Origin of the sequence: Brasilonema sennae CENA114, from assembly GCF_006968745.1 — a bacterium.
Classification (GTDB): Bacteria; Cyanobacteriota; Cyanobacteriia; order Cyanobacteriales; family Nostocaceae; genus Brasilonema; species Brasilonema sennae.
The window spans coordinates 5,348,234-5,362,610 of sequence record NZ_CP030118.1 but is presented as its reverse complement, the minus strand read 5'-3'; the positions used below and the strand labels follow the sequence as shown (position 1 = coordinate 5,362,610).

Sequence of the window (14,377 nt, the reverse complement as noted above, 5' to 3'; positions counted from 1 at the left end):
TTTAAATTACCATTTGTATAGATGTCAGTAGTAAGATGTCAAGAAACAATAGATTGTAATCAACGTCTTCAAAATTCGTCCGTATGACCACTCACAACTGTTGAAAAAATTATTAAAACCGGAATTGTTTTGTTAATCAATGTAACTTTTATTACTGGACAGAAAAAATTATGTCACTGGATCAGGTAAATGCTTTTTACGAGGTTTTGATGTCGGATCAAGCCATTTATGAGCAGTATCACCAGAAGTGCTGCGTTAAAGGCTTATTTGGTATTTGGGATTGGGATAAAACCAAAATTGTTCATTTTGCTTCTACTCTGGGCTATACATTTACTGAACACGACTTAGATGAAGCATGGTTTGGTGGCGATCCTGGTATTTCTGAGAGTTCCTTAAATTTATCAGAATACCAGCGTTATATGGTATAACTCCCGGGTTACCAAATTCAAAATATGTAGTTTGATATGGTTTATCTGAAAGCTTTTAGCAATTCGTGATTTTACTAGCTATTGTGTCTGAAACCTTTGTTCGCGCTAGCGGCGGTTATTGAGAAATAACCGCCATTAGCATGTTGACAAGCAAGTACCGCGCTAAGTCAATGTTTGCCATAACCCGAACCGTGAGAGGAGCGCTCTTATACCCTTTCACAAAAATCCTGATACATTTGACTCTCCTACTTCCCCTACTTCTCCTACTTCGCCATATGTATCAACTTTAAAGTGAAACGGTATTAGTAGGGTTTCTAACGCCCTCCGGTCTTCCCGGGAGGATTGGAGGTATTAGGGTAATCGTACAGGACAATGCCTCAATCCACAACTTATGACGGGAGAACCTCTGTCTATGGAACGATTTGACTTCGCAGGCAGATGAAGTAAAAATAGGATGCTAAATAAAAATGGAGCTTGTATTCAATGAAATTGAATAATGTGATAAAACGGCTTTCCACTGTAGGACGCTTTCTGGCTACAACTGTGTTTTGTGTGTCGGCGATCGCCTTCGTTTGGCAAGGTGCGTTTTTCTCGAACACCGCAGCAATGGCTAATCCTGCTACAAACTTAATCGCAACAGCAGACCAGGTTAAAGACAAAACCAGTGAAGATGCTGGACGAGCCAAAGGTTTCATTGAAGATACGAAAGATAAGGTTAAGGAAACTGCAAACAAAAATGCTGAGCGAGTTGATCAAGCAACCGATAATGGTAGTATTCTTGAGCGCAAAGCAAAGACAGATGCGAAGACAATTGAGAAAAGAGCAGATGAAGATGCAGCTCGGACTAAAGAAGCTGTAGACAACACAAAGAATGTAATTGAACGCACTGTTGATAGCATTAAGGATGCTTTTAACTAGAGAATAGATAAACGTTGCGATAGTAAGCAGACATAACACAACGCACCTAAGCATAAGATAGGTTATACGTTCAGATTTCGGGAAAACTGAACGTATAAACCAGAAAAAGCCGATCCAGAGCGCTAAAAAATCAGGCACGTGTAACCATCATCTTAACCAGAGAACTTAAAACCTCTCTCCTCACATCTTGCACCTGGAAATATGAATGTCAAAACCACAACTACGTGCGAGGGGAGCTAAGCGTTCAATATCAAGTAAAAGAAGAGACACGACTATTTGGGTAAAAATTGATTCTAAGGCAGTTTGTGCAGCCTGACCCCAATCAGGTGGTGATCCAGACTGAATATGAAGATAAGTCCAATGAGCAATGAGGTAGGCAGTCAGAGAAAGAATCAGCCAGCGATACATGCCAAGGAGAGAACCCTGTCCAAAACGGTGCAAACCAAAACGTTCGCGAAGCGTGACCCTTTGGGTCATTGCTTTGCGGTTTTAAACCATCCCTCAATTTGCCAACGACGCTTACCCCACCACTTGAGAGTAGAAGCTTTAATGGGACGAGTAGACAAGACAAAACGTTTTTCAAGCTTGCCCTTATCGCGCTTTAAGTAATACCAAGATACGGTAACGGGAAACTTTAAACCAACCAAACGGACTTGTTGTCCCTGTTTGTGTAAATGTCTTAAAACTCTTCCATCAACTAATTTACGGTTAATAGCCACACCTGTAACCGCATGATATTTCAACTTGCGTACACCATGAAGAAATTCCACGCTCCCAAAAGCCGTATCAACCAAAATATTCACCCGAAAGCGTTCAGTTAAAGATTTAGGTAAACGCTTAACTAACCTGAGTCCTAGTTGAGCGGGTGAAGGTGTACCCTTACCTCTCCAAACACGGAAGTTCCAAGGTATGCGCCACTTTCCGACAACTAAATAAACTACTACTATATGCAGACCACGTTTACCGTTATAAACTCTTATTAAATCCTCAAAGTTTTTAAATTTACCCCGTTTTTCAAGAGTCGTTAGGTCAATGATAACCTGTAAAAATGGTTTACGTCCTTTCCCTTCTGCTGAAAAAACCTTTAAGCTCGTCTCTAATACATGGTTACGAACAATACGAATCATATCCCTTGTTGACCAAGGATTGATATTTAAAAACCGACTCAATGCACTCGGAGATTTGGTTTGAGAGTGTTCAGGTAAGGGATGCCCTTGCGCTTCCAAAAATCATCCCAGCATTGCATCAAGATTATCTTTTTGGTATTGCGTCGGCATTAACTCTTTGAGATTGTATACTAGCTTTTGGGCGTAGGTAAGCATTGTTCTTGCTATAAAAAATTCGATATTTCACGCCCTTTCTCTCATATTTTCTGCTATCAAAGCAAATTCCGTTTTTGAAATTAAAGTTAGCGCTGGCGCTCCGCGCTCGCCGTAGGCGATCGCACTACAGGATGACGCAAATAGTCATCCCTACATCTTGTATTTTTGGAAGCTTTTTATGTAAAATTACGGCTACTTTAAGTTTCTTTATCACTCTTATGTACTTAAATTATTGATTCATCTTCTGTTATATTTTTGTACTCCTTATTTGCCTTTTACGGGTTTGTTCGGTTAGGTGCAAGATGTGAGTCTCGGTTATGCCTCATTGAAATTCATCAATGGTAGCTGGAGAAGAGGAATTTTCGTGCTTGGCAAGATTACGCTCATACCAATTCATTAATGGAGTTGAAGTGATTCCGTGCACAATCACGGAAACAACAATAGTGGTGTAAGTTATCCAACTTATTTGCTCACCTATTTCACCTTTTAGACCTTTGCCAAAGGCATATGAAAGATAATATAAAGAGCCAACACCACGAATACCAAACCAACCGAATAACAAACGAGTTCCTGAATACCAAGTTCGACGACGGTACGCTTTTCGGGAATTTCCAGCAATTGTGCTAATCCAGGCTCCTACAGGTCGGATGACTAGGAATAATAAGACTATCACTAATAAAGATTGGCTAGCATAATTTAGCATTGGCTTGACTAATAAAATCGTCCCCAATATTAAAATTGTCCCAACTTCTAAAAGTTTTTCCAATCTCTCTATAAATTCTAACTGTGCCAGTGGTTTTTCGGAATTTCCATAACTCCGTTGGAATACTAGCCCTGCAATAAATACAGCAAGGAATCCATACCCGTTAACAATTTCTGTTAGAGAGTAAGTTAGCAAAATTGTACCAAGGGCTATAAAATCTTCCATAATTTCATCAACACGATGCTTATTTTGGATTTTTTTCTCAATCCAAACAACTGCTTTGGCAACGATAAAGCCCATTACAACACCAGCAGCAATAGCCCAAATTATATCAACTGCAACCCACTGTTTCAGCCAGTTATTCCAGTTGTTATCTTTTAAAGCATGAATTCCAAAATAAACAAAAGGAAAAGCTAAGGCATCATTTAGACCGCCTTCGGACGTTAAACCAAAGCGCAATTCATCTTTATCATTCGTATCACTCAGTTGAACTTCTGAAGCTAAGACTGGATCAGTTGGTGCAAGAATCGCTCCCAATAAGATAGCCTCTCCCCAATCCATCCCTAAAAAGAGTTTACCTACAACTGCCAACCCAAAAATTGAAATTGGCATCAAAAAAACAATAAGTCGCGTCGTAATATTCCAAGCTCTAAATTTGAGCGGACGTACAATTTTTAAACCACAGCTAAAGACAGATATAATCACGACAAATTCTGCCAGCCGTTCTAACACCTCAGCGTTAAATACTCCAGCACGGCGTAATTGAATCAGTCCAAAACCATAAGGACCTAATAAAATACCTACTATTAGGTAGATGATGGCGAAGGAAAGAGGTAAACGCGAAATCCATCCGGATAATAAGGTGACAAATAATAGCAATGACCCAATGACAAGTAAATCAATAATATAGCTATCAACCATAAAAAATATTTTTTTAAGAAAAGAACGCACCAAGAGTTTACTTGTGATTTCTTTGGGTCTACATCACCATTAGATAGATTTATTTAAGACAACTTACATAACTTTTCTCTAATGATTCGCGTAGTCGCCTACACCGATTCTGCTGGTATAGGGGCACGGCAATGCCGTACCCCTTCCGAGCTGCATATATTCTATGCAGGTGAGAATCGCGCTTATTTACAACCACAGATGCACAATGATGTTGGAGCGCTAATTACTGAAAATCTTGATTTGTGGGATGAGCAGTGTCTAGCTTTCTATGTGATTCGCGTGCCGTGAGTGGAGAGTGCCCAACACGCTTATATTACCGTACCCTAGGGAAAACCCTCCGGGGGTCTAAGCCTGTGAAACCGTTCGGCTGAGCTGACGGTCGAAGCCCGCTTTCGAGCACTGACTCCCCTACGTAGAATTCGCCAATAGTATCAGATAAATTAACGAACCCAGTACTCGGTGTCCGTCTTGGTCAACTTGGTTGGGAAGTTAGATGGCGTAACTTTACGTCTAAAAATCATTCTCTGGCTACGTCGCTGTCCATAACCAACCAACAACAATATAATTATCAGCGCAACAAGCGGTGTTATTGTTGTTGTTGGCTCGGGTACCTTCTTAACTTCCTGTCCCGGTGGAAAATTCACCGGGGGAGTGGGTGGTACTTCTATGATTTGATTGTTACCACCAGAACCACCGCCTGAAGGAGGAATAGATCCACCACCAGAACTACCGCCTGAAGGAGGAATAGATCCACCACCAGAACTACCGCCTGAAGGAGGAATAGATCCACCACCAGAACTACCGCCTGAAGGAGGAACAGATCCACCACCAGAGGAAGGTGGAGTGCTAAGTAGGGGTGTACCTGTTGGTGTACCTGATCCCCGACCGGAAGAACTACCTCCACCACCAAAAGCGAGAAGAAGTAAGAGCAAGCCAAGACCACCTAGAGGCCAGGTGGGAAATGAGCTCCCTGATGATCCTTGTTGCAACACGACATCTTCTGCAAGGTTGGAGGGAACATCAATCCCTATTCCTTCTGGCTGCAATGATACTGGAGTTGTCCCAAAAAAGGTATCTCCAGGAAGAGTTTCCCCAATCAGCGAATCACCGCCTGGAATGCCAAGATTTGGACGTCCGAATTCTGCAGCTTCTGGTGAATATGGCATCGAAAGGTCTTTGAGAATTGTCTCTTTGAGAGACTCTTGATCACCAGAGTTCAACACACGCATCGAATTGGAAAGTTTTTGGGAGTAAAACTTGGTCAGTTCTGGTCCTAAACCCAAAGATTGAATCTGCTGCTGTGCATTGGGAATTTTTGCCACCTCTTCAAGCAACAGACGCCCATAAGCGTATTTAAAATCTAGCAACCCATTACGTGGATCGAGTGAGTTTCCACCACCACTAGGTGCCCAATAGAAGTTTTTGGTCACTTGTCCCAAACCTTCTTGGGGAGTTTGACTGACTGTTTGTCCAAACAGATAGCGATACCCGTCCACGATATTAGGGTTGTCGTTCTGCCAGAATGAGGCGTAGGGTATCTGAGAAATACCCGGATCGTTTCCGTAAAGGGAAGCAAAATTACGGTAGTTTTGTTCCCCACCAGCAGCTCGCATTAGCAACTGCTCGTAGCTTGGCCCACCATTTGACTGAACTAATTTCTGGAAGACTGCTCCTGCTTTGTTACAAGAGGCACCAAATCCTACACTACATCCAGCAATACCTCGCATTTGGGTCAAATCTCTGCCCGATAGCTGGTATTGAAGGTAGTTTTGCTCCAGCCCTGGTTGAATACCATAGCGTCCAAGCACGAGCTGGGCTGAAGCGGATTGACATGTGGTTAGTATTGCTGTAATTGATGATACTGCAATTGCAATTTTTTTGGCTGTTGACTTCAAGGGATTTACCTCCAGTAAAAAAATGTGAGGTCATGGGAGTATAAACTGTAAAGGACAGTTAAATTCAAAAATTTTTGATTTTTTTCTTTTTTGATTTTTGAATTTTTTATGAACCCACCCTGTCCGTAACAAATGTAACTTAACTAATATCTTGCACCTATCAGTAGAAAAGCGTAGAAGTAAAAAAAATGTAAGGGTAAGTTACATGATTTTTCTTGGCAATTCTTAGCTCAATATAGGAAAGATTTTTGGTTTAATACTCACTGACTAAACATTATCAATTTTTCTTGGTGCAAGATGTGAGCGCCCCATGAGGGGGAAATCAAAACTGAAGGTAACAAGTCAAAAGGTAAGAATTCAGAAGTCGTGACCTCAGTCGTCATAATCCTTGTCAAATCAAGAATTTCAACGATAGATATTTTGTGGAAAGCCTTTAACTAGCGATATAAAACCGTCCGGGTATGCGCAAAGCGCACGCGGCTTGGGCGAACGCCAGTCGCCTGTGGAGGAGCCAGTGCGGACGCCACATGCCTAGGTCGGGAGAACGCCAGGTCCTACAACGGGGGGAACCCCCGGAACGGACTGGCTCCCCTCCTGCAGCAGTGGCTCGTCTTGGGGTCTCACGCCACATGCTACAAGTCGGCACAGCCGACGTTGGAAACCCTTCCGCAGCGCTGGTCTCACCGCTAGCAATATATGAAAGAAACACCATCCCCTTCTTCGGTGTTAAGCGTTAAGCGTGTTTATTGAAAATTAAGAGGCTGGGGGGGAACCTAAATTCTGAGGCGAGTTGATGTTAATCGTGATTGCTGTACCCTTAAGGTCTCCTCCTGTGACGGTGTTGTATATGATAAAACCTCGATTTGGTTGGTCAAAAAGATATCCACGTGCTGAGGGTGGAATTTTCCCTTGTTTCACTAAAGAAATGAAAGATTCAAAATACCTTTGTATACTCTGACGGTTCCCCTGATTTGTCTTCGTATGATTGTTAACCAGGAGCAAAAACAAGTCCACAGTGCGAGTGTCTTGCCCCTCAATTAAATTGCTGTTATTCAAGAAAGAACTGGCTATTAGCTTTCCGTTAACTTGCTGAACTTTAAAAAGGGTGTAATAAAGATCCTGTTTCTGGTTATCTCTGACGTAGCACACCCAAGAACCGTCTAACTTCGGTGTAAAACCTTGTTGTGCCAGGTAGGAAAGCGGAGAACGATTTTGCTCACCTGTTGGTGGAGGTAGCAAATTATCTACTGCATCGAAAGAGCAAACCTTCTGGGTTGTTCCCGACTGGGGAGTAGTCGGAGTCTTCTGGATTGTTCCCGGCAGGGGATTAGTCGGAGTTTTCGGGGTTGTTCCCGGCAGGGGAGTAGTCGGAGTTTTTTGGATTGTTCCCGGCAGGGGAGTAGTCGGAGTTTTCGGAGTTGTTCCCGGCAGGGGAGTAGTCGGAGTTTTCGGAGTTGTTCCCGGCAGGGGAGTAGTCGGAGTTTTCGGGGTTGTTCCCGGCAGGGGAGAAGTTGGAGGCTTCTGCATTGTTCCCGGTTGGAGAATAGTAGGACTCTCCTGCGCTACTGCAAAAGAAGATACAGCAGCATATGTAGGAAGCAAAATAGCAAATGCGCCAAGCAAACGAACAATGATATTCATAAAGTGTTGGCGAGTGATTAGCAATGGATACCGTTAGCGAAGTTAATAAAAACCATATTCAATGGGTCAATAGTGAAGGAGTTTCAGTGGTGGAATTTTAATGTACGCTACGCTCAAAACTTTCATCAAGGGGGTATTTCAGGAACTAACAATGTCTGCCAAATCTTCATCTATGTGTAAGTAAAATTACACTATTTGAATGAAAGTTCTAGCTTATTTGAAAGGAAATCAGTTAATTTTGTTTCAAGGAAAGTACTTACTAGACAAAAATTTACTTAGTACGTACTTTCTTCTTGTTGTGTAGCTAGTTAAATCTCGAAGAGACATAGTAATATACACTACTGGATTCATGGAGATACTATCCTTCATGAAGATATGTGGAAGGTACTGGCTTGGGTATACTCATAGCTCTAGTTAAGTAATTTCAACCACCAATGTTGTTAAATGTTGATTAGTTAACTGTTGCACACGAATGCTAGCTATTGAAGGCTTCCACGATCAGCGGCGAGGAGACATATCCCCTTGTGGGTATGGGGCAAAATGGTTCGCAACTAGAATTCATAATTCAAATTTAAAAATCAATTTTAAATTATCAATAATGAATTTTGAATTTAAGCCGTATCCTTGTGTGAATGCGGCACTTCAGCCCCCAATTTCCTGTGATGTGATTAACTAGGAACACAAACAAAATAATTTATACCGACAATGATGCACCGTTGATTTTTATTTTAAAAAAGCCAGAATTGTTATATTGTGCGATCGCTAGTTATAAAAGTCAATCATCAAACTACTGTTGTTTGTTTATTGTTCTAAGAGTTTTCTGTAGCTATACAAATTTAAAATCAGACAATATAAGTTGGGTAAGTTTTATGATATTATTGTGCGCTCATATGATTAACAAAGTATGAACAATAGGTAAATTATAAGGTTAAAATTAAGTATTCAAAGGCACAATCTGACATGGCGCTATGGAGTAGCACTAAAGCATCCCAAAAATTTAAGCTTTCTTTACAAACAGCTTATAGAATTCATGAAAACTTGGTCAGACCAAAACTCATCTGGATGGCTCTATTTCTTTGTTCTATCAGCCTTCAAGTGGGAAGATGAGAACCCCTACGATGAGCGCGAGGGGATGAAAGACGACTGACGCCTCTATTATGCTGTATACCAAGACGTATTTCCACCAGAGCCTCACTTAAGTAAGGTCGGTACAATTAAACCACAGAGGTCTGCTTATCTAGCAACTTACTGCATATGCTTGCTGAACTGAAACCTATAACTAGATGACAGGGTGCCTTTCGCGGCTAAAGCCGCGCAGGTATAGCTCTTTACAAAAAGCCACAGGCTTCAAGCCTGTAGCTTTTTTTTAAACTTTCAACTTCACACCCCTGATTGAATAGTCCAACAACTCCATTGGGTGCATGATAGAAATCTGTTTCCCCTCCAACTGTAAATGCTTGCGAATTTGCAAAGTACAACCCGGATTGGCAGAAGTAATTAAATCAGCACCAGTATTCAATAGATTTTGCACTTTTTGTCTACCCAACTCCTCGGCCACCTCTGGTTGAAGTAGATTGTAAATTCCCGCACTACCACAACATATAGCTGCATCAACTGGTTCGCGCAACTTCACGCCTGGAATTTCTCGCAACAACTGACGCGGTTGCAAGCTAATCTTTTGTCCGTGCAACAAATGACATGCATCTTGATAAACCAAACTCAAGGGTTGATTTGTAAGTGGTGATAATTTTGCTGTTAAACCAACACTAACCAAAAACTCTTGCGCATCTCTAACCTTCGCCGCGAATGCTTTCGCTTTTTCGCGATACTCTGGATCATCTCCTAAAATATGACCGTACTCTTTTAATGTATGACCGCAACCAGCAGCATTGATAATTACAAAATCTACACCAGTATTTGCAAAACTATCAATCATCTGCCTTGCTAAAGCTTTGGCTTGTTCTGTTTGTCCTTGATGTTCGGGAAGCGCCGCACAACATCCTTGAGTTTTGGGAATCACAACTTCACAGCCATTCGCCGTTAAAACCCTTACAGTCGCTTCATTGACTGGCGAGAAAAATAACCTTTGCACACATCCCAAAATCACCCCAACTCGATAACGTTTCTTACCCTGTGCTGGAATAATATCTGGCAAATTATCTTGAAAAGATTTCAAAGTAACTTCTGGCAGAATTGATTCCATCGCGGCTAAGCGAGGAGACACAAGCTTCAACAACTGAGTTCCACGCACCAATTTGTGCAAACCCAACTTTTGATAAAAAAACAATGGAACCAGCAGAACCCTTAAAACATCAGGATTAGGAAACAGAGAAAATATCAGTTGACGAAACAACTTATCTGGCAAACTACGCGGGTAATTCCGTTCAACTTGGTGACGAGTTGCAGAAATCAATTTGTCATATTGCACACCAGAAGGACAAGTCGTCACACAAGCAAGACACCCCAAACAACTATCAAAATGTTCTACTGTTGCCTTATTCAGAGGAATCTCACCCTCATTGATCCCATCCATAAGATAGATGCGTCCCCGTGGAGAATCCATCTCCTTCCCAATCACCCGATAACTAGGACAAGTCGAGAGACAAAACCCACAATGAACACAAGTATCAATCAACTTTGGATTTGGCGGATGATTTCCATCAAAACCAGTCAAATTCTCCAAACTAGCCTTCTTACTCTCAGAACCTTGAGAAACCTGCATATTATCTCTTCTTCTCCCCTCTTTCTTTGCGTCCTTTGCGTCTTTGCGGTTTATTTATCCTAAATCCCACCCACAAAACGACCCGGACTTAAAATACATTCCTTATCAAACTGCTGTTTTATCCGACGCATCAACTCCTCAGCATTACCAGTGTAGCCCCATACATCCAACTGTTGCTTAACCTCCACAGGTGCTTCCAAAATAGTCAGGAAACCGCGATTGGTTTGACAAAGACTTCGTATCCCCAACAGCTGATCAATCTGGTTGTCACTCTCAAACCGCAACACCCCCAAACCACTAGCGATGTGAATCCAACCCACATCTGCTTGAGTCAAAACTTCAACAGCAGAAGTCGGTAACACTCCTATTTTGCAAGTTATTGCCGACTCATTAACAGAAGAATCTATTTGTTCTCGCAATATGCGCCATAAATCAGCTTCATCCGCCGCTGAATATATCGTTCCTTTTAACCCAAGTTGTTCCCCGACTTCCAAAAGTCGGTTTGACTGTTCCTTGACACTCTCAGCTATACTTTGAAAGCGAGCAACTAATCCCAATCCTTCACCTAATCCCAAGCCAGACACCAGTTTTGTTGATAGCAAATCAGCTTGGGTTGGTGTCAACGCAGAACCTCTGAGGACGCCAGCACTTTGAGATATAGCCTTTGGATCACCAGTCAGCACCACCGTCTGGGATATCTCGTGCATAGGATAAACACGAAACGTCACTTGACTAATGACCCCTAATGTGCCAAAGGACCCAGTAAACAACTTCATCAAGTCGTATCCAGCAACATTTTTCACCACTCTCCCGCCAGCTTTGGCGATTTGTCCATCAGCACGTACAAAGGTAATTCCCAAGAGTTGGTCTCGTACAGTACCATAGCGTTGCCGTAAGGAACCTGTATCAGCGGTAGCAACAATACCGCCAATGGTTGCTGTATCTTGTGTTATGGGGTCAACAGCGAGAAATTGCCCAGAGTTTGCCAACATTTCTTGGAGATGAGAAAACTTCATTCCCGCTTCGACTGTCACCGTTAAATCACCAACGGCGTGTTCAATGAGTTGATTCAGGCGTTCTGTGCTGACTACAACGTCAACATCTTTGACTAACCCACCCCAGTTCAGTTTACTACCACTACCGCATGGCAAAACGCGCCACTTGTTACGGTGTGCTTCTGTGATGACTTGCGCTAGCTGTTCTGTGGTGTGAGGGTAGACGATACAACCGGGAGGAGTTGGGGAAGCGTTGACGCGTTTGCGCAGCGCCCCCTTAGGGGCTAGCGGCTTCTCGTCAGAGATCGCCTGTAATATAGATTTTTGCTGAGTGACTGGTACATCTTCCCAACAGACAGCATTTTCTGTGCCGACAATAGATGTAAAACAAGAGGCTAGCGCTTTCATTTGTTTGTTTTAGACTCTTAATATATCAATACGGTTCATGAAAAAAGCACATTTTTATCAGCTTTGGTCAAAGCCTTGCTGTATAGCGCATTGGTGATTTAATTGAGTCAGTGGTACTTATTGAGATTGTTCTGGCTGTTACAGCATATTGCGCTACAGTGGTAAACAATCATAAATCTTCAGTCTACAGCTTAGGGATGTCCCAAAACAACTCCTGTCAAACTCAGATAGTCGTTCTTTTAAAGGTCAAAACCTTGCAGGGGCAAACTTTAGTTATGTAGATATTCGAGAGACGGATTTTAGGGGCGCGAATCTGAACTAAGACGCTAGATGTTAATATGATCAAACGAGTTGTAATTGTAGGTGCAGGCCCGAGTGGAGTTCTTCTAGCTCACTATTTGCTACGTCGGGATGAACAGTATAATGTTGAGATCTATGAGCGTCGCAGTGATCCACAAACAGTTCCATTTTCCTCCGCTAGAACCTTTCCTCTTGTCCTCAATCAACGCGGAATGACGGCACTGAGCAAAGTTGAAGGGATTCTCGCAGCCATTAAGGCAGTAAGCTTAGAAAGTACTGGCTCACTCGTTCACCAAAAAAAAGGCAAAACGCAGTTCCTTCCAAGGAAAAAACCGATTCTGATTCTGGATCGCAGGCGATTGGTGGTCACACTGTTAAAAATGTTGACTCAACAGTATAGTAGCGATCTGCGCAAAGCGCAGCAGCGAAGCTATCGCCTCAAAATTCATTTTGACCATCAATGTAAGCAAGTTGATTTTGAAGCAAAAACAGTCACCTTTGAAAATACAGCAGTCAATTCTATAGGAGAAGTTACTGTTGGTTATGACTTATTAATTGGTGCAGATGGAGCGCGATCGCGAGTTAGAGAGCAGTTTCTCTCAACTAACCAATTCGAGTTAGAAAAAAAATACGTTCCCTCTGCTTACAAATCCATTTTTCTACCTGCTGAGAGTGCAGCATCATTGAAAGCAGGTTATATCCATACTTGGAGAAGTAGCGATGGAATTTTTGCTACCTTGGTGCATGATATAGATGGCTTGATAAATGGAACTGTTAACTTTCCTCGCGAGAACAACCCCATCGTCAATTTTTCTACAAAAGAACAAGTATGGCAATTCTTTCGTGAATACTTACCAGAAATTGCTGAGCTTTTACCAGAGTCGGAAGTCGAAGCATTTCTCAATCGTCCCATTTCAACTATTTTGACGATTCGTTGTAATCGCTACCATCATGGTGATAGCGTTTTACTAATTGGTGATGCTGCTCATGCTACCTCTCCTTCTTTGGGTCAAGGCTGTAATGCTTCCCTTGAAGATGTTGCTTTCTTTGATCAGTTATTAGATGAATATCCTAATGATATTGGGGAGGTACTCAAGCAATTTACCCTACGTCGAAAACCAGATGCTCATGCACTAGTTGAGCTAAGTGATTACACCTTTCCATTATCCAGTAAATTGCTGTTTTTAGAGTTATTTATAAGACTGCGAACTGCTCAATTTATGCATCAACTCTTTCCCAGATACTTTTCCCCCTCATTGTTACAACTTCTCTCTGAAACAACCATTCCCTACTCAGAAATTTTGAATTCCCACAAAGGTTGGATTTCTAAAGTAAAACAAGCGAACGAAAAGTTTTTAGAAAGACAACGATCACCGCAACACGTACGTTTAAATTGAGTTTTCCCAATCTGCTCGTGCATGATGATATTCTTTATCGCATAGATTTCTACAATTGAATGAATTACCATGACGAATGACAAACATTCTGTATCTTTAGATGATGCACGACGAATACTAGCGGCTGGAGAAGCGAAGGCGAATGCAATCGGACAACCAATGAATCTTGCAGTCGTTGATGCTGGCGGGAATCTTGTTGCTCACATTCGTATGGATGGTGCGTGGATCGGAAGTATCGATATCTCGATCAACAAAGCATTTACTGCTCGTGCGTTTAATCTCTCTACCAAATCCCTTGCCCAAAGTGCTCAACCAGGAGAACAGTATTATGGTATTCACGTCTCAAACGGAGGACGAATCATGATCTTTGCCGGGGGTATACCACTTCAACGCGATGGGCAGATAGTTGGTGCAGTCGGAGTAAGTGGTGGTAGCGGTGAACAGGATCAAGCTGTAGCTGAGGCAGCTGTGGCAGCTTTTTAATACCATTAACACTAAACGTCTCCAAAATAAAAGCAGCGCCCATTTGGCAATGGGACTAACAAGATAAATAGTTTTCTGCTCTCACTCAAAAAAGTGGGGGTTTTTCTATGGTTTTGGATCAAACAACAATCCCGAAATAAACATTAACGGCAATTTAACACGATTATGTACCCTGCTATAGTTAAAATATAGCTACTCCCAAGGTCAGCAATGA

The 14,377-nt window shown here is 42.1% G+C and carries 14 protein-coding genes; 7 read left to right on the top strand and 7 right to left on the bottom strand.

What is annotated here, in order from left to right; translation table 11 throughout:
• The first annotated feature begins 170 nt into the window (after nt 1-170).
• Both DP114_RS22495 and DP114_RS22490 read left to right on the top strand, forming a co-directional pair.
• Complete coding sequence (locus DP114_RS22495) at nt 171-428, top strand: Nif11-like leader peptide family natural product precursor (RefSeq protein WP_171977178.1); 258 nt, start codon at nt 171-173, stop codon at nt 426-428.
• A 483-nt stretch (nt 429-911) separates the two neighbouring features.
• A complete protein-coding gene (locus DP114_RS22490) occupies nt 912-1,346 on the top strand; it encodes a hypothetical protein (RefSeq protein WP_169268031.1) in 435 nt (144 codons plus the stop codon).
• Nucleotides 1,347-1,526: 180 nt separating this feature from the next.
• On the opposite strand, the gene DP114_RS34495 is transcribed toward DP114_RS22490, so the two are convergent.
• The 3 genes from DP114_RS34495 to DP114_RS22480 form a co-directional block, all read right to left on the bottom strand.
• Entirely contained in the window at nt 1,527-1,823 is a 297-nt protein-coding gene (locus tag DP114_RS34495; RefSeq protein WP_211178817.1) for a hypothetical protein, read from the bottom strand.
• Complete coding sequence (locus tag DP114_RS22485; protein ID WP_216669932.1) at nt 1,820-2,572, bottom strand: transposase; 753 nt, start codon at nt 2,570-2,572, stop codon at nt 1,820-1,822. Before DP114_RS22485 ends, DP114_RS34495 begins: the two co-directional genes overlap by 4 nt.
• A gap of 418 nt (nt 2,573-2,990) precedes the next feature.
• Nucleotides 2,991-4,292, bottom strand: coding sequence for a cation:proton antiporter (locus DP114_RS22480; protein WP_171977177.1), 1,302 nt, complete (start codon nt 4,290-4,292; stop codon nt 2,991-2,993).
• Between the two features lie 111 nt (nt 4,293-4,403).
• Here DP114_RS22480 and DP114_RS22475 point away from each other — a divergent pair, with 111 nt between their 5' ends.
• On the top strand, nt 4,404-4,610 hold the full coding sequence (locus DP114_RS22475; protein ID WP_169268029.1) for a hypothetical protein: 207 nt from the start codon (nt 4,404-4,406) through the stop codon (nt 4,608-4,610).
• Nucleotides 4,611-4,762: 152 nt separating this feature from the next.
• On the opposite strand, the gene DP114_RS34490 is transcribed toward DP114_RS22475, so the two are convergent.
• Nucleotides 4,763-6,217 (bottom strand): hypothetical protein, encoded by a 1,455-nt coding sequence (locus DP114_RS34490; protein ID WP_216669931.1) that lies wholly within the window; start codon nt 6,215-6,217, stop codon nt 4,763-4,765.
• Nucleotides 6,218-6,678: 461 nt separating this feature from the next.
• Here DP114_RS34490 and DP114_RS22465 point away from each other — a divergent pair, with 461 nt between their 5' ends.
• Entirely contained in the window at nt 6,679-6,954 is a 276-nt protein-coding gene (locus DP114_RS22465; RefSeq protein ID WP_171977176.1) for a hypothetical protein, read from the top strand.
• 16 nt (nt 6,955-6,970) lie between these two features.
• Here DP114_RS22465 and DP114_RS22460 read toward each other — a convergent pair whose 3' ends face one another.
• From DP114_RS22460 to DP114_RS22450, 3 genes are all read right to left on the bottom strand, one after another.
• Complete coding sequence (locus tag DP114_RS22460; protein WP_246162658.1) at nt 6,971-7,858, bottom strand: hypothetical protein; 888 nt, start codon at nt 7,856-7,858, stop codon at nt 6,971-6,973.
• A gap of 1,366 nt (nt 7,859-9,224) precedes the next feature.
• Nucleotides 9,225-10,580, bottom strand: coding sequence for a (Fe-S)-binding protein (locus DP114_RS22455; protein WP_171977175.1), 1,356 nt, complete (start codon nt 10,578-10,580; stop codon nt 9,225-9,227).
• Nucleotides 10,581-10,639: 59 nt separating this feature from the next.
• On the bottom strand, nt 10,640-11,983 hold the full coding sequence (locus DP114_RS22450) for an FAD-binding oxidoreductase (protein WP_171977174.1): 1,344 nt from the start codon (nt 11,981-11,983) through the stop codon (nt 10,640-10,642).
• A gap of 175 nt (nt 11,984-12,158) precedes the next feature.
• On the opposite strand from DP114_RS22450, the gene DP114_RS22445 reads away from it, so the two are divergent.
• From DP114_RS22445 to DP114_RS22435, 3 genes are all read left to right on the top strand, one after another.
• The gene (locus DP114_RS22445; RefSeq protein ID WP_318284521.1) at nt 12,159-12,305 is read left to right on the top strand and encodes a pentapeptide repeat-containing protein; all 147 of its coding nucleotides are present in this window, start codon (nt 12,159-12,161) and stop codon (nt 12,303-12,305) included.
• Nucleotides 12,306-12,321: 16 nt separating this feature from the next.
• Nucleotides 12,322-13,680: an FAD-dependent oxidoreductase gene (locus tag DP114_RS22440; RefSeq protein WP_171977173.1), complete on the top strand. Its 1,359-nt coding sequence runs from the start codon at nt 12,322-12,324 to the stop codon at nt 13,678-13,680.
• Nucleotides 13,681-13,749: 69 nt separating this feature from the next.
• Nucleotides 13,750-14,163 (top strand): GlcG/HbpS family heme-binding protein, encoded by a 414-nt coding sequence (locus tag DP114_RS22435; RefSeq protein WP_169263298.1) that lies wholly within the window; start codon nt 13,750-13,752, stop codon nt 14,161-14,163.
• Nucleotides 14,164-14,377 lie beyond the last annotated feature (214 nt).